Annotated in this window: 20 protein-coding genes; 10 read left to right on the top strand and 10 right to left on the bottom strand. The window is 59.9% G+C overall.

The annotated features are described in order from the left end of the window. Window positions 1-112: 112 nt before the first annotated feature. A complete protein-coding gene (locus AC6FTP_RS27150; RefSeq protein ID WP_497210023.1) occupies window positions 113-541 on the top strand; it encodes a hypothetical protein in 429 nt (142 codons plus the stop codon). Here AC6FTP_RS27150 and murC read toward each other — a convergent pair. Then, on the bottom strand, window positions 538-2,871 hold the full coding sequence (gene murC / locus AC6FTP_RS27145) for a UDP-N-acetylmuramate--L-alanine ligase (protein ID WP_497210022.1): 2,334 nt from the start codon (window positions 2,869-2,871) through the stop codon (window positions 538-540). The two genes, AC6FTP_RS27150 and murC, sit on opposite strands and share 4 nt — an antisense overlap. 122 nt (window positions 2,872-2,993) lie before the next feature. Between murC and AC6FTP_RS27140 the strand changes: the two genes are divergently transcribed. Genes AC6FTP_RS27140 through AC6FTP_RS27130 form a run of 3 tightly spaced genes read left to right on the top strand, consistent with a single transcriptional unit; the run spans window position 2,994 to window position 5,506 of the window. Further along, entirely contained in the window at window positions 2,994-4,058 is a 1,065-nt protein-coding gene (locus tag AC6FTP_RS27140) for a thiamine pyrophosphate-dependent dehydrogenase E1 component subunit alpha (RefSeq protein WP_497210021.1), read from the top strand. Window positions 4,059-4,118: 60 nt separating this feature from the next. Further along, window positions 4,119-5,363 (top strand): FAD-binding domain-containing protein, encoded by a 1,245-nt coding sequence (locus tag AC6FTP_RS27135; protein WP_497210020.1) that lies wholly within the window; start codon window positions 4,119-4,121, stop codon window positions 5,361-5,363. Further along, window positions 5,360-5,506, top strand: a complete 147-nt coding sequence (locus AC6FTP_RS27130) for a DUF2256 domain-containing protein (RefSeq protein WP_497210019.1) — start codon at window positions 5,360-5,362, stop codon at window positions 5,504-5,506. Before AC6FTP_RS27135 ends, AC6FTP_RS27130 begins: the two co-directional genes overlap by 4 nt. A 91-nt stretch (window positions 5,507-5,597) precedes the next feature. On the opposite strand, the gene AC6FTP_RS27125 is transcribed toward AC6FTP_RS27130, so the two are convergent. The 4 genes from AC6FTP_RS27125 to AC6FTP_RS27110 all read right to left on the bottom strand — a co-directional run bounded on the left by AC6FTP_RS27125 (window position 5,598) and on the right by AC6FTP_RS27110 (window position 8,286). Beyond that, complete coding sequence (locus tag AC6FTP_RS27125; protein ID WP_497210018.1) at window positions 5,598-5,957, bottom strand: hypothetical protein; 360 nt, start codon at window positions 5,955-5,957, stop codon at window positions 5,598-5,600. Next, window positions 5,954-6,223 carry a hypothetical protein gene (locus AC6FTP_RS27120; protein WP_497210017.1) on the bottom strand — a complete coding sequence of 90 codons (270 nt, stop codon included), beginning with the start codon at window positions 6,221-6,223 and terminating at the stop codon, window positions 5,954-5,956. The genes AC6FTP_RS27125 and AC6FTP_RS27120 overlap by 4 nt, the downstream gene beginning before the upstream one ends. A gap of 137 nt (window positions 6,224-6,360) precedes the next feature. Next, the gene (locus AC6FTP_RS27115) at window positions 6,361-7,227 is read right to left on the bottom strand and encodes a YihY/virulence factor BrkB family protein (RefSeq protein ID WP_497210016.1); all 867 of its coding nucleotides are present in this window, start codon (window positions 7,225-7,227) and stop codon (window positions 6,361-6,363) included. Between the two features lie 3 nt (window positions 7,228-7,230). Continuing rightward, window positions 7,231-8,286 (bottom strand): AI-2E family transporter, encoded by a 1,056-nt coding sequence (locus AC6FTP_RS27110; RefSeq protein WP_497210015.1) that lies wholly within the window; start codon window positions 8,284-8,286, stop codon window positions 7,231-7,233. A gap of 226 nt (window positions 8,287-8,512) precedes the next feature. Here AC6FTP_RS27110 and AC6FTP_RS27105 point away from each other — a divergent pair, with 226 nt between their 5' ends. After that, a complete protein-coding gene (locus AC6FTP_RS27105) occupies window positions 8,513-9,646 on the top strand; it encodes a transposase (protein WP_497210014.1) in 1,134 nt (377 codons plus the stop codon). A gap of 227 nt (window positions 9,647-9,873) precedes the next feature. Here the strand turns inward: AC6FTP_RS27105 and AC6FTP_RS27100 are convergent, their stop codons facing one another. Then, the gene (locus AC6FTP_RS27100; RefSeq protein WP_497210013.1) at window positions 9,874-11,196 is read right to left on the bottom strand and encodes a sensor histidine kinase; all 1,323 of its coding nucleotides are present in this window, start codon (window positions 11,194-11,196) and stop codon (window positions 9,874-9,876) included. A 220-nt stretch (window positions 11,197-11,416) separates the two neighbouring features. Here AC6FTP_RS27100 and AC6FTP_RS27095 point away from each other — a divergent pair, with 220 nt between their 5' ends. Then, on the top strand, window positions 11,417-11,653 hold the full coding sequence (locus AC6FTP_RS27095; protein ID WP_497210012.1) for a hypothetical protein: 237 nt from the start codon (window positions 11,417-11,419) through the stop codon (window positions 11,651-11,653). Between the two features lie 97 nt (window positions 11,654-11,750). Beyond that, entirely contained in the window at window positions 11,751-12,455 is a 705-nt protein-coding gene (locus AC6FTP_RS27090; RefSeq protein WP_497210011.1) for an OmpA family protein, read from the top strand. Window positions 12,456-12,508: 53 nt separating this feature from the next. Here AC6FTP_RS27090 and AC6FTP_RS27085 read toward each other — a convergent pair whose 3' ends face one another. After that, on the bottom strand, window positions 12,509-14,239 hold the full coding sequence (locus AC6FTP_RS27085) for a PAS domain-containing sensor histidine kinase (protein ID WP_497210010.1): 1,731 nt from the start codon (window positions 14,237-14,239) through the stop codon (window positions 12,509-12,511). Continuing rightward, entirely contained in the window at window positions 14,236-16,944 is a 2,709-nt protein-coding gene (locus AC6FTP_RS27080) for a chemotaxis protein CheB (RefSeq protein ID WP_497210009.1), read from the bottom strand. The genes AC6FTP_RS27085 and AC6FTP_RS27080 overlap by 4 nt, the downstream gene beginning before the upstream one ends. 144 nt (window positions 16,945-17,088) lie before the next feature. Between AC6FTP_RS27080 and AC6FTP_RS27075 the strand changes: the two genes are divergently transcribed. The 3 genes from AC6FTP_RS27075 to AC6FTP_RS27065 all read left to right on the top strand — a co-directional run bounded on the left by AC6FTP_RS27075 (window position 17,089) and on the right by AC6FTP_RS27065 (window position 18,095). Further along, entirely contained in the window at window positions 17,089-17,343 is a 255-nt protein-coding gene (locus AC6FTP_RS27075) for a YMGG-like glycine zipper-containing protein (protein WP_497210008.1), read from the top strand. Window positions 17,344-17,373: 30 nt separating this feature from the next. Beyond that, complete coding sequence (locus AC6FTP_RS27070) at window positions 17,374-17,580, top strand: hypothetical protein (RefSeq protein WP_497210007.1); 207 nt, start codon at window positions 17,374-17,376, stop codon at window positions 17,578-17,580. A 116-nt stretch (window positions 17,581-17,696) separates the two neighbouring features. After that, the gene (locus tag AC6FTP_RS27065) at window positions 17,697-18,095 is read left to right on the top strand and encodes a hypothetical protein (protein ID WP_497210006.1); all 399 of its coding nucleotides are present in this window, start codon (window positions 17,697-17,699) and stop codon (window positions 18,093-18,095) included. Window positions 18,096-18,190: 95 nt separating this feature from the next. Here the strand turns inward: AC6FTP_RS27065 and AC6FTP_RS27060 are convergent, their stop codons facing one another. Both AC6FTP_RS27060 and AC6FTP_RS27055 read right to left on the bottom strand, forming a co-directional pair. Beyond that, window positions 18,191-19,270 (bottom strand): PRC-barrel domain-containing protein, encoded by a 1,080-nt coding sequence (locus tag AC6FTP_RS27060; RefSeq protein ID WP_497210005.1) that lies wholly within the window; start codon window positions 19,268-19,270, stop codon window positions 18,191-18,193. 197 nt (window positions 19,271-19,467) lie between these two features. Next, window positions 19,468-20,996: hypothetical protein (locus AC6FTP_RS27055; protein WP_497210004.1), on the bottom strand; the 1,529-nt coding region annotated here is incomplete at its 5' end.

The following is a 20,996-nucleotide window of genomic DNA, read 5'->3' as shown; positions in this document are numbered from 1 at the left end:
TGACCTCAAACCACCGCAGCCTGTCCAAGTTGCCATCACCAGGAAAAACGTGGCTGAAATATTTTGTCGCTGGCCATCGTTTCATACGGCGTAACCAACCTTACATCCGCATATGGACACGAATCCTAACCTCGCGGCTGGCACCATTCAGGCGCCCACGCCTTCCTCGTCCCACCACACTGTCCACGGACTCTCCGTGGGCGGACATGACCTTCGTCACCTGCTGATATACAAAGCCTTCGTCAAGAGCGGACTCTCCGAGCCCTTCCGCATCCTGCTGAAGCCTTTGAAGCAATGGGTGCTCAAACATCACGTCGCCATTCATGCCTCCCAGGGCGCATCGGAGATGGTCGATCTGTCGCTCAAGAAGCCCAGCATCATCACGGTGATCCTGTCCGTGATCCTGGCACCACTCGTCTTCGTGATGCTGCTCCCACTGCTCTTGATCCTGGTGCCCATGGTACTGGTGATCGGCTTCGTGGCAGTCTTGATTGCCTCGTTCCAGGTGGATGGACCTCCTCTGACAAAGCCCGCCACTTAAAGCGGCAGCGGCTGATCTTCGCCGATCACCTTCACCTCCATCTCGAGCTGCACGCCGCGCTCGCGTTGGGCGACTTCTTTGATTTCAGCCACGAGGTCCAGGACCTCGCGGGCAGTGGCTCCGCCTTCGTTGACGAAGAAATTCCCGTGAACCTCGGACACCACGACCTTGCCGGAGCGGCGGCCTTTGAGTCCCAGGTCATCCACGAGCTTCCCAGCACCACAGAGCTGCGGGTTTTTAAACATGCAGCCGGCACTGGCACCGATGGGCTGGCTGGTGCGGCGCTTCATGCGGCTGGCTTCCAAACCGGCGTCGATCTCCGCCATCGTGGCTGGTTTGCCCTTCAGAACGGCAACGAGGATGTAGCGCTCTTCAAACTCAGCGATGCTGCGATACTGATGCTGGATCTCGCTCAGCGGCTTTTCCTGCACGCTGCCATCGGCTGCGATGAAACGCACGCTGACGAGATTGTCCGCCATCTCCACGCCCATCGCGCCGGCGTTCATGCGGATGGCTCCGCCGAGATTCCCCGGCACGCCTTCCATCCATTCCAGGCCGCCGATGCCTGCATTCCGTGCCGCACTGGCGATCTTCTTCAAACGCGCCCCGACACCGCAAACGAGCTGCCCATTCTCCACGCGCACCTCTTCAAACTCGCCCTTGCTCGGATGAATCACCGCACCGCGGATGCCGCCGTCTTTGACGAGCAGATTCGACCCGCGACCAATCACCCGAATCGGCACACTCGCCGAGCGCAGGTGCTTCACGATCTCCGCAAAGCCCGCCACGGTGTGCGGCTCCACCCAATACTGCGCCGGGCCGCCGATCAGGAAGGTCGTGTGGCGATTCATCGGCTCATAAAGCTTCGCAGTGCCGCCGCCATTCGCCTCCAGGATCTCCCAGAGCTTCTCCAGCACGGGCAGATCCTTCGCGATGCAGCGCCCGACCTCATGCACATTGCCCGCGCCGAGCGTGATCAGCAGATCACCAGGTCTCAAAGCATTGCCCACCTTGTCGCGAGACATCAGCATTGTCGGTGTGAACTGGAAACTCGCCGCCGGACGCACCACGCCGCGCGCTTTGTCATGCTCACGCACCTCTTCGACAATCGTGTTCCCGCTCACGCCTGGCAGCGGTTTCTCACTCGCGGCATAGACATCCGTCACGAAGAGCTCATCCACGTCATCAAAGCTCGCCCCAAACTCCTTCTTCAAAAGCTGCGTGCGGCTGTAGCGATGCGGCTGGAAGACGCACACGATGCGCTTCGGCTGGAGACCCTTCGCCGTCGCCAAAGTGGCCGCGATCTCACTCGGATGATGCCCGTAATCGTCCACCACCGTGAAGCGCTCTCCGCTGTGCCGGATCTCGAATCTCCGACGCGCTCCACGGAAGGTCTTCAGTGCGTGCTGGATGCTCTCGAAGGCCACGCCGAGCTTCGTCGCCAAAGCAATCGCCGCGAGTGCATTCGAGACATTGTGCTTGCCCGGAATACCCAGCGTCGCCACGCCGAGAAGCTGATCTTTGTGATACACCTCGAAGTCCGAGTGATCCGGCTTCATCGCCAAAATGTTCGCCGAGAAATCATGCTCGCGGCTCCAGCCATAGCTCACCGAGTTCTCCACGCCGCCGCAGACCTCACGCGCCACCGGATCTTCCGCGCAATGCACCCAATACCCCGGCGTCTGGCTCAGGAGCTGACGAAACACCTTCTTGATCGCCTCGATGCCATCATAGAAATCCAGATGCTCAGGCTCGATGTTCAAGATGATCGAATGCTGCGGATGGAAGTTCACCAGCGTGCCATCGCTCTCATCCCCCTCCGCCACGAAAAGCTCGCCCTCCGTATCCCAGTGCGCGTTTGAGCCCAAAATCGGGATCTCCGCGCCGACATAGTGACTCGGCTTCAGCCCGCCTTGGCGCAAAACATGGGCCGTCAGCGCCGAAGTCGTCGTCTTCCCATGGGTGCCACCGACGATCACACCCTTCTTATTCGCCATCACCGCCGCCAGAGCCTCCGCACGCCGCACTAGAGGGATGCCGCCTTTGTAAGCCGCCTCGTAGGCCACATTGCCCGGCTTGATCGCGCTGGAGTAGATCACCATGTCGCAGTCCTCCACCTCGCGCTCTGAGTGCCCGTGGAAGAATTGTAGCCCCAGCTTCTGCAGGCGATCCGTTTCCAGCGTCGTCGCCTTATCAGAGCCGCTCACCTTGTGCCCCAGCGCCAGCAGCAGCAGCGCCAGCCCACTCATCCCAGATCCCGCGACCCCGATCAGGTCGATGCGCATAGGGTGACGGCTTTCTTTGAGGAGGCTGAGTACGGCGTGGGTCATGGGAGTGTGGAGTAAAGCGCAGCTTTGGCTGTGGGCAAATGCACAGGGCGAGGCAAAGCAGATCGTCAGGGCCTGCTTTGCCTCGACTTTTTTGATTCCAAGTAACAAGCTTTGGGACTCGCATGTCCTACTCCGAAGACTTCCAGCATTCGCCCGTCAACCGGACGCTGACGGCTGACGACCGGTGGCATTTTTACCGGCAGATGATGCGGATTCGGGCCTTCGAGGAGTTGGCGTTGCAGCATTATCAGGCCGGGCGCATGGGCGGATTCCTCATCGTGCAACGAGGGCAAGAGTCCATCCCGGTGGCGGTGCGGTCGCTGATGGAGCCGCAGGATCACAGTCTCTGCGGATTGCGCGGCATGGGGACGGCGCTGGTGGCGGGAATGAGCATGAAGGAAGCTATGGCGGAGCTGTTTGGCAGGGCCACAGGATGTGCGAAAGGCAAGGCGGGCGCGTTTGGGTTCTTCACCCCGGAGCATCATCACTGGGGCGGGCATGGCTATGCGGCGACGCAGAAAGCGCTGGGCGCAGGTTTGGCCTTTGGGCTGAAGCATCAGGGCATCCCTGGCGTCGTCTTTTGCTACCTTGGCGAGGGCTCGGTGAATCAGGGAGTGTTTCAAGAAAGCCTGAATCTGGCGGCGCTCTTCCGACTGCCAGTGATCTACCTGATCGAAAACAATCGCTACGCCATGGGCACGTCCGTACAGCGTTCCTCGGCTATGAAGGAAAACCTGGCGCAGCGAGCGGAGGGCTACGGCATGGCCTGGGATCTCTGCGACGGCAATGACCTCTACGATATCCGCGCCAAGCTCCACCCCGCCATCGAGCGCGCTCGGCATGAGCATCGGCCGACCGTGATCGAGATCGCCACCTATCGCTTCGAGGGCTTCACCATCGCTGATGCGAACAAATTCAAATACCGCACCAAGCAGGAGGCCGACGAGCGGATGCTCAACCACGATCCCGTGAAGCTCTGGGCCGCGCATTTACTACTGGAAAAAGATGCCGATGAAGACGAGCTAAGTGCCATCCGAAGCGAAGCACATGCTGAAGCCAAAGAGGCAGCGGAGTTTGCCAAAGCCAGCCCGTATCCCACCAAGGCAGCCATCCTGGAGGACGTGTATTGGGAAGTCGATCACGGCACGCCCGCTGGCAGGACAGGGCGGCATTTCTTCACGCCCTGATTGAGTCGTCGAGCTGCGTTTCCCTGCGCCCGCGCAGCCTCGTCAGCCGTTCGATTTCTGATGACCGAACCCTTCCCGCTGACTCGTGAGGCGGCGCTTTTGCGCTGGCGGGAGTTCATGCGGCGGGTGCCCAGTTACGGAGCGCGGCGGAATTTTGTCGGCATGACTCATGACGATGTTTCGAGGCTGTCACCGGCGATTCGTTTCGGGCTGATCACGCCGGAGGAGATCGTGCGGGAGACACTGGCTATTCATGATCTCCGCCGGGTGGAGAAGTGGGTGCAGGAGGTGTGCTGGCGGAGCTACTGGAAAGGCTGGCTGGAGATGCGACCGCAGGTCTGGTGCTCATGGCGGCAGCGGGTGCGTGAGCTGCGCGAAAGCCTGCCCAAGGATGTGATCACACGAACCCAGGAAGTCAGTGAAGGGCACAGCGGCGTGGCGATCATGGACTGCTTCGCGAAGGAGCTGCGTGAGACTGGCTACCTGCACAATCACGCCCGCATGTGGTGGGCCAGCTTTTGGATTCATGCGGAGCGGCTGCCCTGGGAACTCGGCGCAGAGTTCTTCTTCCAGCACCTGCTGGATGCCGATCCGGCGAGCAACACGCTCTCCTGGCGCTGGGTCGCTGGTTTGCAGACCGTCGGAAAGACCTACCTCGTGCGCCGTAGCAATCTGGAGCGCTACTGTGAGCCATCCATGCTGACCGACACCACGGGCATGGATCGGCTGGAAGACGGCTGCATCACGCCCACGATCGCTGCGGATCATGCGAACCTGACTCGACAGGCTTTGCCGGAGTTGCCGACGGCTTTCTCACAACCCGCAGGCAGTGTCGGGATCTGGATTCATGCGGATGATCTATGTTTGGAAACGAGTCCGCTCGCCGCGTTGCGACCCGTTTCCATCGCCGCTGTCACCAGCGGTGCGACCTACGCGCACTATGGTCTAAGCGAGTACCGAGTCCGCTCCATCCACACCGCGCTTCAGGATGGGCTGACACGAGCTGGGACACATTTTCAATGTCCCGTCACCATGACGGATTCGCGCTCCACGGCAGCGGCTTTGCAAACCTGGGCCGAGAGGGAAAAGCTGGATTCCATCGTCGCCATGTCTCCCCAGGTCGGTCCGGTGGCTGATGCGTTGCCTGCGATTCATCGTGGCCTGAATGTGCCACTGCATCTCGTGCGCCGTCCGTGGGATGCGCAGATGTTTCCAGCGGCGAAGTCGGGCTTCTTTCCCTTTTGGGAAAAGACCTCGCGCTCGCTGGGGCAGCAGTTTCCACCCGCTCAGATGACCTTGCTATGAATGGCGTCAAGAAACAGCATCTGCCGCAAAAGCTCTGCGCCGCTTGTGGCCGACCTTTTGCCTGGCGTAAGAAATGGGCACGCGACTGGGATCAAGTTCGCTTTTGCAGTGATGCCTGCCGTCGTGGAAAGCATCGTGCCTGAAACCAGCTAGGCCAGGCGGATGCTGCGTTTCCAAGGTAGGAGACATGGGAGCAAGAGAGCCTAAAGGACGCCGCTCATTCTGGCTGTGGTATCAATGGAACAGGCTCTTGAACTTGCGGCTGAGCTTGTTGAATGAGCGATCGAGATGGACACCTCCAAGGCTGTCCATGCCCTGGTTGACCGCGTGTACTCCGTCTTCGCCGAGGGTGGTCAGGCGTTCCTGGATGTCTTCGAGCAGTCGCATGGCACGATTCCGTGGTGGTGGTGGAGTCAATGCACGGGCAAGGAGCACGGCGACGATACCGAGACCTGCTGCCACGAGCAGCGTACCGCCCGGATGCTGGCGCATGTATTTCTCGGCCTGAGCCGCAGGCTTGGCACAGACGGACAAAACGGGGGCGATGACCGCTTGTGCATCAGCGGCGAGGTCGGGAAAACTGGGGGTGTTCATGGCTGGAGTGTGTTGTTGGATTTCTGGCAGCAAAGCTCCATGGCTTTGGTGACACCGAGTGAGAGCAGGACGGGACGCACGAGCGCGGCTCCGACGATGGCGACCGTGCCGGTGACCATCCTCGATGGCAGCAGATTGATGAGCAGCCCGACACCAATCGCGGCGGCAATTGCCTGGGCTGGCTCGCGGCGAGCGAATTCTTTCAGATCGTCCAGAGTCCGCCGAACGGAAAGCTCAAGAGGTGGTGCGGGAGGTGCGTCATTCATAGGACTGCAAATTGCCCCGGGGACGGATCAATCACCATGGGGTGTTACCCCACTGCATCAGCATCAGCACTCATAGTCATGGTGAGTGCTTTCTCGCAGATTGGAAGGTGTCGTGGCTTGCACCAGGCATGGATGGATCAACACGCTTTCACCTCGTCTTTACCAGTCTGGTGTGAGCCAAAGCGCATGGCATAGACCCGCGTGAAGGCCGCGCCAAAGAACAAGATCTGCGCGGTGTAAAACACCCACACCAGGATGATGATGAGCGATCCAGCCGCGCCATAGCTGGAAGCCAGCGCGCTGCGACCGAAGTAGAACCCGAGCAGAAACTTCCCCAGCTCAAAGAGCACGGCGGCAATCACCGCCCCAAGCCAGACATCCCGCCAGGTGATGCGTGCGTCCGGCACCATGCGGTAGATCAGCGCAAACAGCAGCGCGATCACCATCAGGGAAACCACGGCGTTGCCAAAATTCCACGGTCCGTCGAGGCCGGGAAACCGCGAGTGCAGCCAGCCGCCTGCGGCAGCGATGGCGGCGGAGAACAGAAACGAGACGAGCATGAGGAAGCCCATGACAAACACCATCGCGAAGGAGAACACACGCTCCTTCACCAGAATGAAGACCGGGTGGCGTTTGGAGGACACGCCCCAGATTTGATTCAGCGAGTCCTGCAGCTCGCCAAACACACCCGAAGCGCCGACGAGCAGCACGAGAAAGCCAATGAGGGTGCCAAGCATGCCTGCGCTGTCCGCAGCAGCCTTCGTCAAGATCATCTCCATCATCTCCGCCCCCTCCTGGCCGACAAAGTGCCTGAACTGCCCGACGATCTCAGCGCGTGCGGCGGTGCGCTCCACCACCAGGCTGACCAGTGACAGCACCATGATCGCAAGCGGCGCGAGCGAGAAGACGGTGTAGAAGGACAGCGCCGCGCCCATCTTCGGCACGCGATGCGCATCCCACTGGCGCATGGTCTCGCGGAGGAGTGAGAGGAAGGCTTTCATCATGACTCAGTCCTTCTCGCCAAAGTGCAGGTCCTTTTGCAGCTCATGCTTTTCAGAGACGCCGTCGCGCAGGAAGGGCTTCAGCCAGATGCGCTCGATCGCGGCGTAGGAGGCGATCACGGGCAGGGCGGCGAGCGCTCCTGGGATGCTCGCGAGCAACGCGCCGGCCAGCAGGCCGATCAGCACGGTGAGCGTGGAGACGCGCAGGTTCTTCCCATAGACCTTGGGAATGATGAAGTAGCTCTCCAGGGCATGAAACAGGAGATACAACCCCAGGACGATGAAAGCTGTCTGTGGTGACATACTGAGTGCCAGCAGGAAGGCCGGTGCCGTGGCGATGATGAAGCCCACAATGGGCAAAATGTCCAAAATGCCCGCCAGAATGGCAAGCATGAGAGCTCCAGGAACATGCAGGAGCATCAACACGGTGAATGAATAGACTGTGACAAGCACCGAGGTGATCACCTGCCCGGACACATACCCGAAGATGACCGTGGAGATTTCTTCCGAGGTCAGTCGAAGCTTCGCGCGCTTCAAGGGTGAGAAGAAGGCTAGAAACCAGTCATAAGTCTTGCGCCCGTCGATCAGCAGATAAATCGCGATCACCAGCAGCAGCGTGATCTGCGAGATTCCGCCGAGTGCGATGCCACCGGCGGACATGAAATGACCGAACCAGGTGCTGGCCTCCGTCCAGCTGGCGCTGTCCAGCAGGCTCTGAATGCTTTCCCGGATGACATTGCCCACCGGGAGCTGGTTGAGCGCGTCTTCATGCAGTTGCGGGAGGTTTTTGCTGAAGGCTGACACTTGCTGGACCAGCTCGGGCACGATGAGCGCCATGCTGACACCCAGCGTGCCCAGCAGGCCGCCGATGACGATCAGCAGGCTGGCCCAGTGCCTGAGTCTTTTCTTATCAAGCCAGTCCACAAAAGCGCTCAACGTCACAGCCAGAAACAAGGCCAGGAACACCAGCAACAGCAGCGACCACAGCACATAAACAGCGTATGCGGCCAGCAGCACCGCCGCCACTTTAATGAAGGTGATCCATGGGATGTGGAGTTCCACCTGCCGAAGGAGAATCTCTTCATCTACCGCGACCAACGCGGCGGACAGATCGGGTGCAGTTGCTGTCGCTGGGGGGGAATCGCTCGTCGGCATGATCTGGCTCACGCGACCACGCTAAAAGGCTCTTAGCGAGCCAATTCCGAAACCCCGTGAGGCCCCGGAAATTCAGGGTGAAAAAGTGATGAGGTAAGCAGCCCCTTGGCCGAAGGTTTGGTGCGAGCCAACCATGACCTTAAAACTGCTTACCCGACTTCACTTTGGCATTCAACGTGACCTATTGCCAGCGCTAGAAGAGGTCACCGGGCCGCTGAGTGCCAAAGACAAAAGCTTCGTCAAAGTGTGCGAGCTGCTCAGCCTGGAAAAGCAGGTCGAGGCCTGCGGCTGGAAGGGCAACGGACGACCGCCCAAATCGCACCTCAAGATGGCGCATGCCTTTGTCGCCAAAGCCCTCTGGAACATCCCCACCACCAAGGCGCTCATCGGCCAGCTCAAACAAAACACCACCTTGCGGCGGCTCTGTGGCTGGGAGGACGGGCCACGCAGCGTTCCCTCTGAAAGCATCTTTAGCCGTGCCTTCGCGCTGTTTGCCGACATCGGCCTGGGTGAGCGCGCGCACCAGACCCTCATTGGCACCCACCTTGGCAAAGAGGTCATCTGGCACGCCGCCACTGACAGCACCGCGATTGAAGCGCGCGAGAAGGCAGTCAAAGAACCGCAAGTCGAACCAGCGAGCGAGGCATCCTCGATCAACACACCCAAACGCAAGCGGGGCCGCCCGCGCAAAGGCCAGGAGCCACCGCCACCCGAGCCCACACGCCTACAGCGACATCTTCAAGGCACGCTCGCAGCCAACCTCCAAGACCTGCCCGAAGTGTGGTGTAACTACGGCTGCAAGACGAACTCCCAGGGCAACACCGACTACTGGCGCGGCTACAAACTGCACCTCGTCACCGGCGATGGCGACATCCCGCTGTGCGCCTATCTCAGCAGTGCCAGCCTGCACGACAGCCAGGCGGCGATCATCCTGGAGCAGAGCGTAGCCGAGCGCACCGGAGCCGTGTTTTATCAGCTCAAGGACAGCGCCTATGATGCCCAGGCCATCCGTGCGCACAGTGTGAAGATGGGCAGCATCCCGATCATTGAAAAGCGCGACTACCGCTCTCCCGAGTCGATCCCGATGGAGCCCGACCGCGCCCGGCATTACAACGCGCGCGGCGGCGTCGAACGCAACAACTCCGATCTGAAGGACAACCACGGCGGGCGCAGCCTGCGGGTGCGCGGAGCGGCCAAGGTGATGACCCACCTGATGTTTGGCATCCTGGTGATGAGCGCCGAAGCGCTGATCCGCCTAGTGGTTTAAGCACCCCACCCCCCAACCAGTCCTCCATATCCCAGCCATGGGGAAGACATGTCCAAGACCAAGCAAAAACGTCCGCAAACCTGCCTTCCGGCGCTATCTACTCGCCTTACCCCATCTCGTTGAGCCCAATCTCACTGCCGCGCCTTCAATCCTGTGCCATACAGCATTCCTTCGTTGAGCTTTCGGAATTGGCTCAGCTTCCGCGCCATGGGGTGAAACCCGCCCCCTCACTTCACGCCTATGTTGTAATGACGCGGTAGTACTACGCGAAACGTGGACCCTTCACCGGGACTTGTTTCCAGCTCGATACTGGCATCCAGCAGCTCACACAAACGCTTCACGATGGAGAGGCCTACACCTTCTCCGGGCTTTTGGCTGACGGGCAGCGTGACGGACTGGGCGGGCACGGTCGGCGCGTGGGCGAGGTCGCCTGCCGACTTCTCATAATCGTGAATGTCGTCAACCGCATGTGCGGTCTGGGTGGCTTCATATAGCTGGCGGGCCAGAGGCGCACCCGGGCCTTCATCCAAGCCCGGGCCGGTGTCCTGGATACAAAACATCCAGTCATGAGCATCGTGACTCTCGACCGCGCCCCAGATGACCGTGACGCCGCCGCGTTCGGTGTATTTGAGAGCGTTGAGCAGCAGGTTCTGCAGGATGCGCTGGATCTTGGACCGGTCCCCATGCACGGGCAGCGAGTCCGGCCCTTTCATTTTCAAAAACAAGCCGCGCTGCTGCGCGAGCGGCAGGGATGTCTCGCAAAAATCCGTCAGCAAAACGCCCGCATCCAAGGGAACGACATTGCGATGCTCCAAGCCGGCATCCAGCCGCGCCAAGCTCATCAGATCATTGAGCATTTCGTGCAGAGACAACACACCCTTTTGCAGCAGTTGGGAGAATTCCTGGCGCGTCACTTCAGGTACGTTTTTGCGGTCCAGCACACTGCTCGCACCCGTCACCACACTTAGACTTCCCTGCAAATCATGGGCAGCCTCACGCCAGGCTGCTGCGCGCGCCTGATCCAGATCATTCAGAGTGGCGATAGCCTGCTCCAGCTCACGGACGTGACCGTTCGCCTCCGCCTGATGGAGCCGCCAGTACTGCGTGGCACTGTCGCTGATTCCATCCCAGCACAAGTGAGCCCACGCCCGCCGCGCCGTCGGCATGACGCGCGGCTCCAGCCCCGGATGAGCCAGCGCATAAGACTCCAGCTCATCCATCACCGCCATTTGCAGGTGGCCCCACTCCTGGGTCAGCTCACGCAACTGGTAGCCTTGCTGCCAGCGCTGCAAGCCGTGCTCGGTGACATGCTCCTTTTCATTCTGCTGTGCCCTGGCGCTGTCCTCATCCGGCCAGGCGCACAGCCTCAGGGCGAAGGAGTCCAGCACGCCGGGGATGTGATCGTTGAACTGCACGCGAGTCAAAGAAGAGGCGATGGTCAGTTCCGCAACGTTCGCTGTCGCCACGCGCCATCGTTGCAGGACGGTTTCGCGTTGTTCGCCAAGGTGCGCCGCCAACAAGCTTAACTGCGCACGAGTTTGTTTGATCATTTGCTCTTCACTTACCATCAGGCCAGCCCCCTGTCGATTGGCTTTGCTAGATTCACCAGACAGGAAGCATTCAGCCTGAGTTGAGGAGCTTTTCTTTTACGATGACCTCGACATGAAGCTGGGCCTGCGGATTAGCCCTTTAAGCTTTATGGAAAATAGCGGCCCGGCCATGGAGTGTTCACCCCATTGTTGGAGATCACGGGATGTGTAGAAATGAAATATGCGAACTTCTTCACGCTCCGGCTGTCTCGTGCAAATCCTCCTGTTACTGCTGGTGTATGTCCTCAGCCACGCCCCGGTGCAGTCGCTTTACTCAAGCGGACGGATAGACGGGGGCTTCCCAGGAGGGCTGACAACGTTTTACCAGCCCGTGAGCTGGCTGCGCGATAACACACCCCTTGGCCCGACCATGCGGTCCTACTCCGCCTGGTGGCTCGGCGTGCTGAAGCGCGCATGAAGGTGCTGTGTGGAAGTGGGGTTTGACCCCATGGCGAATCACGTGAGGCAGGGCGAGGCATGGAGGCGTCCATCGCATAACAAACTCCAACCCAATTATGAAGACTCCTCTGCTTTTTCTCCCCATCTTCTGCCTGGCACAGCTCCCCATGCATGCCCAGGTCACCGTCGTCCCTGCATCTCCACCAGCGGCAAGTGTCGTCGTGGTGCAACCTGCGGTCCAAGTCGTCACACAGCCTTCCATCGTGGTTCGCACACTAGATTCTGCCGTGGTGCAGCGCCAGTTGTCACTGGCACCCAAGGTGGTGATCGTGACACCCGCTCCTCAGACGGCGGTGAAAACCACCAAGACCACCACCGTGGTGGACACACCCGGCCAGCCACGTCGTGTGTACAATTCAGAACGCAGCGTGGTGCTGGTGGAAGACCAGGGCCAAAGCCGTGAGCTGCCGTATGTGACGCTCCCGGTGCTGTTTGTGAAGGAAACCTCCGAACTGCTCGACGACGAGTCACGCAACGCACTGCAACAGGTGGCCGGTGTGATTCTCGCGATCAGCAAGACTGAGGTCGGCACCGTTTTTGACATCGAAGGCCACACGAGCACGGACGGCACGGACGAATACAATGTGACGCTGTCCGCCGCGCGTGCGCAACGCGTGTATGACGAGCTCACCCAGCGCTATGGCGTGCCAGCCAGCGTGCTGAGCGCCCATGGCTACGGCGAGAGCTTCCCCATGTATCCCCAGGGCAATGAAGCCGAGATGCAGCAGGACCGCCGCGTGCTGGTCGTGCGTACGAAGTAAGTCAGAGATCACCACACACGCTCCATCCCGTGTCCGCCAGGACACGGGATTTTTTATTGGCGACGCTTGGTTTTGCCAACTGGAATCACCGCGCGGATGGTGGTGCCTTTGCCGGGTGTGGAAACAACGCTGAACACGCCGTCGGCCATCTCCACACGCTCTCTCATGCCAGTGAGGCCGAGGCGATGGCTCCATTGGGGGGAGGAGACGAGGTCCACGTCGAAGGCTTTGCCATCGTCGGCAATTTCTAGGCACACACCGCCACGAGCCAGGCGCAGGGTGACTTGAACGCTGCGCGCCTGCGCATGTTTGGTGACGTTGACGAGCGCTTCCTGTGCGACGCGGTAAAGGACGGTGCGCTTGTCGTTGTCGAGAGTTTCGACATCAGGAGAGGCGGTGAAGTGAATCTTCCGGCCCCTGCGCTTCGGGATTTCGTCGATGTAAGTGCGCAAGGCAGGGATCAGGCCGAGCTGGTCGAGCATCGCGGGGCGCAGCTCGCGGGCGTAGTCGTGAACGATCTTCACGGATTTCTCCACGAGTTCACGCACCGGGGCGATGGCGCGCGGATCGACCTCCGCCGTGCGGGTGAAGACAGAAAGCCGCACATTGATGCCGATCAGAACCTGGCTGATTTTGTCATGCAGCTCATGGCTGATCTCTTTTCGCTGATTCTCCAACGCGAGAAGGTTCTGATGAGACATCTGTCGCAGATTCTTCTGCAACTGCCGTGATTGTTTCAGCAGCTTCTGCGCTAGCTGCTCGCTCTTCGTGAGGGCTGCCTCCACGGCCTGACGGCGGATGATTTCCTTCTTGAGCTTCGCATTCGAGGCGGCCAGCACCTCGATCCGACGCTGGTTATCCTCAGCACGTTTGCGTTCAGTGATGTCATTGAAAAACGCCACGACCCGATGATCGCCCGAGGGCAGGGTGACACGCTGGATCTGCCACTCATAAGCCTCCACCACCCGCGTATCCTTGCGCCGCTCGACGAACTCTGGTGCCTGATAGGCTTCACCGGTCTTCAGGGTGTGTCGAAACCTGGCGACAATGGGGTCTGAGACACGCCTCGGCCAGAGCAGTCGGTGAACTTCCGCGAAATCACGGCCAATCAAAGGATGCACTTTTTTGAAGATGGGAAGCGCATGGGGATTGACCTGGATCAGCCGAAGCTGGTCATCTACCACATAGACGCCGAAGGGTGCTTGCGCGAGCAGAGCGGAGAAGAGCGCTTCATTGCGGCGCAGGATGTCCTCGACCTTTTTGCGGTCGGTGATGTCCACCACCACGGCGTGGCATTCCGTCTCATTGATCTGGCGCTTGGCCGCGATGTTGACGATGAGCGGCGGCTGATCCGGGCGCAGCAGCTCAAAGTCGCCTGACTGCTTGGTATCGTCGGCAAACACCTGTTCGAGGAAGTGATTGAAGTCCGTGCGCAAGCCGGGGACAATCAGCAGGCCAAAGCGTTTTCCCACCAGCCTGGAACGCTGCACGCCGACCATGCTGGTGCCAGTGAGATTGACCTGCTGGATGGTGCCGTCGGCAGTGAGGGTGAAGTAGCCGACAGGAGCGAAATCATAGAGATCGGTGAACTTCTCCAAACCCACGTCCACGTTGGCTTTCGTCAGCTTGAGTTCCTCGTTTTGCAGTTCCAGCTCGATCTGGTGGATTTGCAGCTCCTGGAGCATCCGTTGCGTGTCAGCACGGTCATCTCGCGTCGTCTTCGCAGGTTGCTCGCGCAACTTGCGTTCAGCACGGCGGCGCAGATCGGTGGTGGGCTGTTTCATGGCTTGGATTTCCGTTTGGGTGCCGACTTGGTTTTGCCGAGTGCTTTGTCCAAGGCGAGTCCCTGTGCGGTCGCTTGCTTGATCATGTGGCGGTGCTGCTCGCGTAAATCGGCCTCGATTTTCTTGGCGGCGGTGATGTCGGCAAAGGTGATGACGACGCCGTCGATGCGGTTGTCCACCGTGCGGTAGGGCATGATGCGCACGGTGAACCAGCGGCCGTTCTGCGTGGCGATGGAGCGCTCGCTGAAAACGAGTGTGCGCAGCACTTCGTGGGCGTCTTTGACCAGCGCAGGATAAAGCAGGTCCGAGGCGAGGTCGGTGATGGGGCGGCCCACATCGGTCGCGATGAACTTGATGATCGTCTTGGCCTGCGAGGTGAAGCGGCGTACATGCAGATCGTTGTCCAGGAACACGGTGGCGATGTCCGTGCTGTTGAGCAGGTTCTTCATGTCGTTGTTCGTGCCGGACAACTCGTCGAGCTTCGCTTGCAGCTCGGCGTTGACGGTTTGCAGCTCTTCATTGAGCGACTGCATCTCTTCTTTCGAGGTCATGAGTTCCTCGTTGGTCGATTGCAGCTCCTCATTGGTCGATTGCAGCTCCTCGTTCATCGACTTCAGTTCTTCCTGCGAGGTCTGCATCTCCTCGCGCCCCGCCTGCACTTCATCACGGGCATGTTTGAGTTCGTTTTGCAGCTCACGCTGCCGGGCGCTGTTGCTGGCCGTGGCTTTGCCTTTCGCAGACTCAGGATGTGTCTCGACTGGGACGACGGAGTCGGAAAACACGATGAGCACCATGCCGAACAATTCTTTCGGCTCCTCAATCGCCTGCACCATGATGTCCACGGCATGCGTGTCGGCCTGCGGGCCAAGTTTGATGCCGCGTACTGCGACCGTGCCTTTTTTGCGGTTCACTTTTTGCAGCGCGCTGGAGATCTCGTTGCGCAAACCGTCATGGGCCATGGCGATGACATTCCAGTTGGCCTTGCCGGCGGCGGGTTCCAAATATTTGCCGATTCTGCCGCTGATGTAGAGGATGTCGCCGTGCTCGTTCACCAGCACGGCGGGCGGGGCGTAGCGCTGCTGTAGCAATTGATCGGCGAGTGATTGCAAGCTGGGTGCCGGAGGACGCGCTGTCACTGAAGACTCGCGGCGGTCCGTGTGAGCAGGCACATAGACGGCGGGGAAATCCAGATGACTGCCCTGCATGGCCGTTTCGTTGCGTTGGAAAATGCGCTCCTTGAGCGCCAGCGCCGTGAACAGGTGCGTGAAGTTGCCGATGCTCTCCGCACTGCCGAGAAACAGCACACCGCCTGGATTCAGGCTGTAGTGGAACAGCGGGAACAGTTTCTTCTGCAATTCTGGCGTGAGATAGATCAGCAGGTTCCGACAGCAGAGGATGTCCAGCTTCGTGAACGGCGGATCCATGATCAGGTTCTGCGGCGCAAAGACCACCATGGAGCGGATCTCTTTGTTCACGCGGTAGCCGCCTTCTTCCTTGATGAAAAAGCGCGTCAGGCGTGCGGGTGACACATCGGCGACGATGTTCTCGGGGAAGAGACCAAGGCGGGCCTTGTCGATGGCATCCTTATCCAGATCGGTGGCATAGATTTGCAGCGAGATGTTGTCCGTGGACTTGAGGTGCTTGAGCGTCTCCTTGAAGATCATGTCGAGCGAGTACGCCTCCTCTCCACTGGAACAACCGGCCACCCATGCACGCAGCGTGGTGCCTGCGGGCCGGTCTTTAAGCAGGAGCGGGATCGCTTTCGACGCCAGTTGCTCCCAGGCCGTTTTGTCGCGGAAGAAATTGGTCACACCAATGAGCAGCTCCTTGAAGAGAATGCCCAGCTCCTGCGGATTCTCCTGCAAGTAGCGCACATAGCCGCTGATCTTCCCCACCTGATGAATGCCCATGCGGCGCTCCACGCGGCGATACAACGTGCTGCGCCGATACAGGGTGAAATCATGGCCGCTGTGTGCACGCAGCAGGATGACGATCTTTTCCAAAGCGCTCTGCACCTTCTCCTCCAGATGAAGCACCGATGTGGTGAGCTGTGGCAGATGCTTCCGGTAGGCGATGAGCTTGTCAGGCAGTTCCTCGGCTGATGCAATGATGTCCGCGAGGCCGGCATCAATGACGCTACGGGGCATCGTGTCGAACTTGGCCGTGGTCGGATCTTGGACGAGCACCACGCCGGCTTTCTCCTTGATGGCGCGGAGTCCCAGCGTGCCATCGCTGCCCATGCCTGAGAGGATGATGCCCACGCTCTGCTCGCGTTGATCTTCAGCGAGCGAACGGAAGAAGAAATCGATCGGCAAACGCAGTCCGCGCATTTCAACGGGAGCCAGCAGATGCAGCACACCGCGCAGGACGGACATGTCGCTGTTCGGCGGGATCACATACACACAGTTCGGCCGTGTCTTCGTGCGGTCCCTCACCTGCGTCACCTTCATGGCCGTGGCGCGTTGCAGCAGCTCGGGCATCATGCCTTTCTGCGTGGGATCGAGATGCTGCACGATCACATACGCCATGCCGCTGTCCTTAGGCACATGCTGGAGGAACTGCACCAGGGCTTCCAGCCCGCCTGCCGAAGCCCCAATGCCGACGATGGGACATGAGCGCTCCGCCTTCGACTTGGATTTCTGAATCGCAGGCGTGGCGGCTTTGGCCGTGCGTTTCGACGCGGGAGGTGATGCTTTCTTTTTCATGGCTCGATCACGAGCCCCGCCTCGATGCCTCGGTAGCGACTGTGCCTTTAGCAGACTCGATAACCGGCGGCTTGTCGAGCGCGGTTCCGTTTTGGGGGAAACACCCCATAGTGATTCAGAGATGCGTCTGGCTAGCTGCCCACCATGAAAACACTCTACATCGCCATGCTGCTCGCGTCGGCTTCGCTCATCTCCTGCACCAACGGACCTAACGCCCGCACCGGAACCGTCGTCGGCGGCCTCGGCGGAGCGGCGGTCGGCGGCATCATCGGCAATCAAAGCGGCCGCGGACTTGAAGGTGCCCTCATCGGCGGCGGCCTCGGTGCCCTCGGTGGCAATGTCATCGGCGGCTCCCAGGACGAGCGCAATCGTCACTACTACAACGGACGCCGCTACTAGTCGGCAGTTCCACATCGAACGATAGCACCCATGAACTACCAGGCCAGCATCCACCATCTCGTCACCGGACGTTTCCTGCTGCGATGCAGCATCCAGGCAGATGACCTGCATGAGGCGGAGAATGCGGCCATCACCAGAGCCGCGCTCAAGTCCATGGCGCACCCGCGTGACATGGATGTCAGGCACCTGCATCAGTGCATGGAGCACCGCACCCAGTACGACTACTTCAGCGCCTGAGGAATCGCTGATCCAATCAAGATTGGTTTCTTTCCTCCTGCTCATGCCCAAAGCGCAGAGCATGGAGGCGCACGATTGAGCCTGCCTTGACTCTTTGTCACCTTCCCTGCTTTCCCATGCCCGATAACAAAGAAATGACCGACGAGGAATGCGCGAGCGCCATCGCGAACGATCTGTCATTGAGCACGGATGCGCTGCTGCTAGAGATTTACAAGGAGGCGGCCAACACTGCACAGGAGCCGGGGCCGCAGATGGCGAAGACGACAGCGAAGAGCGCCATTCTCTCCCTGAGCATCATCAAAGAGCAGGCGCTAATTCACCACCAACTGACCCGGCTTACCCGCTATCTGACCTGGCTGACGGTGGGGCTGGCGCTCCTCACGGTCGGCCTGCTCGGCGTGACGATCTGTCTCCTGCACTATGCGAGTCAGACCGATGATCATTTGCACCGGATTCGAGAACTTGCCGAAGAATGGCGCAGCCACGACGCCTCACCTTCAGTCGTGCCGAAGTAAGAAACGCTGGGCCATGCATTTGAACCTTACAAGCCGAAGGTCGCTTCCGACCTCCGGCATTGCTATGAATGCGGATGAACTGACTGATCGTGAAGTCAGTGAGGTCTGACTTCGATCAGATTGCTCACATTCTCCGGCCTTCCGGCCTGCATCGCGATGGCTCCGATGCGTTGTTTGCTCTCGATCGAACTGACGTGACCACGCAGCGTCGTCTGGGCGTGGAGCGTGACAACCTCCACGTTCTTGCAATGCGCGGTGAGACTGGAGTCGGCCTGGATGGTTCGTTTGATGAGGGCGGTTTTTTGCTCGTCACGGAAACTGTCTCCTTCCTCCATCGGGATGGATTTTTTGACGATGCCTTCCTGCGCGCTCTGCTTCGAATGAAGTCCATTATCAGCCTTTACGTCGCGGTTTACATACGCTTCCTCCTGGTAGGATGTTCTGCTGCTGTCGTTCCAGCGGAAGTGCGGCTCACCGGCGAGCTCGTTCATGGAGCTATCCAGGATGAGGCCGTTGTGCTCTGCATTGAAACGCAGTGCCCGTGCCTGGATGACGCTGTTGGGACTGCCCATGCCGCTTGTATCGACCACGACGTGAACGATCTGGCCCTTGGGCAGATCCATCCGCAGCGTTTGCACCCTGCCAATGGATTCCCCCTTGGTGTTCACGATCGGGAGGCTGAGGAGCTGATCTGTCCTGGCAACGTGACCCAGTTTCAGGATTTTAGCATTCTTTCGAACCGTCTGGCCTTCGGTGAAAAACCAAGGCTCGAGCCCGAAGTAGCGATTGACCCTGGCCACCGGTCCACGCTGGGAGGAGGCGGTGAAATCGGAGGTGTTGAAAGCCGGGGCGGCGTCGAATCCAGCCTTGCTCATGTTCACACGAATAACTTGATTGGGGGCGTCGAGCGTGAGTGCTCGGGGTGGCACTGCGGTGAACTTGGATGCGTCGGCATTTGCCACGATGACTTCGACCAGGCGCGCATTCTCCAGGTCGGCGGTGATGTATTTCACCGTGCCTAATTTCACGTCCTGACTGTTCCAGATCGGAAGGCCGATGAATTCGGTGAACTGTTCCTCGGCGCGATATTTTGAGGAGTGTTCTTTCGAGTTTGGATGCGTGCAGCAGCTCAAGGACGTGAGCGCGCTGGCGATGAAAAAGAATTTGAGTTTCATAGGTATGATGTCGTTGGCTGAATGACGCGGCACGGAAGATGCCTCTTCACCGTCGCCCGACCATAGGTGAGCGCCGCGCATGGAAGCTATGGGGTCTATGCCCCAAAGTTACGTCATCGAACGGCCCAACCAAGAGTCATGACTGGCAAACCCTGCCACAAGAAACCCATCCGGCACTTGCCCAGTGCTTGAACTCGTTACGCCATCCGTGTGATGCGTTTCCAAAAGAAATCCAGCTCACGCGCCAGAACGCCGATCACCTTGGCAGGCTCGGCCTGGAGCACGCCGGATTCGGACTCCTTGATGATGCGCTGCATGGAGTAGAGGCTGGCGAGTCCGTCAGTGTCGAGGTGGACGACGTCGGTGATCTGCCGGATGGGCTCGGGCAGGATCTGGCTGTTGAGGAAATTCTGCCAGGAGAGCTGTTCACGTTCGGTTTTGAAACTGACCAGCTTCAGCTTCGGCGCGGCACCAGACTCAGACTCTGCCTGGCTCGCAAGGTCAGTGAGACGCCCAGCGGCAAAGCTGCTGAGGGTCCGCCAATAGGAGACATCACTGAAGGGGGCGAGGCCGAAGAGGATCTCCACCCCCTGAAGGGACCAGTAAAGGGCGTATCGCCCCGTCAGACTGGGCAGTTCGTGCTCGCTGAAGCGCACGAGGGGGAATCGACGTCCAGCGAGACGGATAATCTCTGCGAGGCGGCTGTAATCCAGCGGCTGGGTGAGTGCCTCGGCCTGCAATTGCAGACGCAATGCCTGAAATCTGCCCTGAAGCAAATCTGAGGGAGTGGCAGGTGCCTTGGCTTTGATCGGCGCGAGGCCGGTCGCAGCCACGGTGGCGGACGAGACTTGAAAGGGGGAGGTGACGGAGGATGGCGGTGGTGATGCCTGACCCGCCGCAGGCGCGCGGAAGGGAGATTCGGCAACAGGTGGCGTGAAGTTCTGGCCTTCGGCGGCGAGGCTGGTGGCCACCTGCCCCGGCTGACGCAGTCTGGCGAGCATCTCCCGCAGTTTCACAAAGGCATCCGTGCTGGGCACCACGGGCTTCCCAGCGGGTGCGGGGCCGCTCGGGAGGCTCCAGTCGTCGTCTTCCACTGTGGTGACATCGGGATGCTGGCCATTGCCACCCGCGGGTGCAACGGGCAGTTGTGAGATTTCGGCAGGCGCAGTGTCGATGACGAGGGATTCCACTTCATCCTGAGGCAGGGCGGCGAGAGGCTCGGTGAGACTCTCGGCCATGGTTTGCAGGCTGCTGGCGGTCTCTGGATCGAAAAGCTCGGGCAGCGCCATGGCGGGAGCTTCGGCAGCGGTCAGACGCACGGTCTCAGTCATCAGGGGGATCGCCCCACCCACCTCTTTTTCCAAAGAAGGCAGCATCGCAACGTCCATCGCACCCGAATGTTCGGTGACCTCTGGCTGCTCTGACTCAGGCGGTGCGGTTTGGAAGATCTCCCACTGGCGAGCGCAATGGCGGAGGAAAGCCCGTGCGGAGACACTGCCGATGGGCCGTCCCAGGAAGTGCCGTTTCACGCTGACGAAACGCTCAAATTCATCCCTGGCTTCGGCAGCAAGGCCGGTCTGGCTTAGGCGAAGGCGCAGCAGACTCTCCGCATCCTCTTCCGTTAATCCACGCAGGAGCACCTGACTGGCTGTGAGACGGTCCTCCAGGGCACTGGGCAGGTGATGTCCGAAGGTGGCCTGCCAGACATCCTGATTCAAACTCAGCA

This window comes from Prosthecobacter sp., from assembly GCF_044378005.1.
Lineage (GTDB): Bacteria > Verrucomicrobiota > Verrucomicrobiia > Verrucomicrobiales > Verrucomicrobiaceae > Prosthecobacter.
This window is presented reverse-complemented; position numbering and strand designations above follow the sequence as displayed.

What these genes read in the sequence shown, in the direction of transcription:
- AC6FTP_RS27105 (WP_497210014.1), top strand. Translation starts at nt 8,513, where the DNA reads ATGACCTTAAAACTGCTTACCCGACTTCACTTTGGCATTCAACGTGAC.
- murC (WP_497210022.1), bottom strand. Translation starts at nt 2,871, where the DNA reads ATGACCCACGCCGTACTCAGCCTCCTCAAAGAAAGCCGTCACCCTATG.
- AC6FTP_RS27100 (WP_497210013.1), bottom strand. Translation starts at nt 11,196, where the DNA reads ATGATCAAACAAACTCGTGCGCAGTTAAGCTTGTTGGCGGCGCACCTT.
- AC6FTP_RS27150 (WP_497210023.1), top strand. Translation starts at nt 113, where the DNA reads ATGGACACGAATCCTAACCTCGCGGCTGGCACCATTCAGGCGCCCACG.
- AC6FTP_RS27060 (WP_497210005.1), bottom strand. Translation starts at nt 19,270, where the DNA reads ATGAAACTCAAATTCTTTTTCATCGCCAGCGCGCTCACGTCCTTGAGC.
- AC6FTP_RS27115 (WP_497210016.1), bottom strand. Translation starts at nt 7,227, where the DNA reads ATGATGAAAGCCTTCCTCTCACTCCTCCGCGAGACCATGCGCCAGTGG.
- AC6FTP_RS27070 (WP_497210007.1), top strand. Translation starts at nt 17,374, where the DNA reads ATGAACTACCAGGCCAGCATCCACCATCTCGTCACCGGACGTTTCCTG.
- AC6FTP_RS27090 (WP_497210011.1), top strand. Translation starts at nt 11,751, where the DNA reads ATGAAGACTCCTCTGCTTTTTCTCCCCATCTTCTGCCTGGCACAGCTC.
- AC6FTP_RS27075 (WP_497210008.1), top strand. Translation starts at nt 17,089, where the DNA reads ATGAAAACACTCTACATCGCCATGCTGCTCGCGTCGGCTTCGCTCATC.
- AC6FTP_RS27095 (WP_497210012.1), top strand. Translation starts at nt 11,417, where the DNA reads ATGCGAACTTCTTCACGCTCCGGCTGTCTCGTGCAAATCCTCCTGTTA.
- AC6FTP_RS27140 (WP_497210021.1), top strand. Translation starts at nt 2,994, where the DNA reads ATGTCCTACTCCGAAGACTTCCAGCATTCGCCCGTCAACCGGACGCTG.
- AC6FTP_RS27125 (WP_497210018.1), bottom strand. Translation starts at nt 5,957, where the DNA reads ATGAACACCCCCAGTTTTCCCGACCTCGCCGCTGATGCACAAGCGGTC.
- AC6FTP_RS27065 (WP_497210006.1), top strand. Translation starts at nt 17,697, where the DNA reads ATGCCCGATAACAAAGAAATGACCGACGAGGAATGCGCGAGCGCCATC.
- AC6FTP_RS27120 (WP_497210017.1), bottom strand. Translation starts at nt 6,223, where the DNA reads ATGAATGACGCACCTCCCGCACCACCTCTTGAGCTTTCCGTTCGGCGG.
- AC6FTP_RS27085 (WP_497210010.1), bottom strand. Translation starts at nt 14,239, where the DNA reads ATGAAACAGCCCACCACCGATCTGCGCCGCCGTGCTGAACGCAAGTTG.
- AC6FTP_RS27130 (WP_497210019.1), top strand. Translation starts at nt 5,360, where the DNA reads ATGAATGGCGTCAAGAAACAGCATCTGCCGCAAAAGCTCTGCGCCGCT.
- AC6FTP_RS27080 (WP_497210009.1), bottom strand. Translation starts at nt 16,944, where the DNA reads ATGAAAAAGAAAGCATCACCTCCCGCGTCGAAACGCACGGCCAAAGCC.
- AC6FTP_RS27135 (WP_497210020.1), top strand. Translation starts at nt 4,119, where the DNA reads ATGACCGAACCCTTCCCGCTGACTCGTGAGGCGGCGCTTTTGCGCTGG.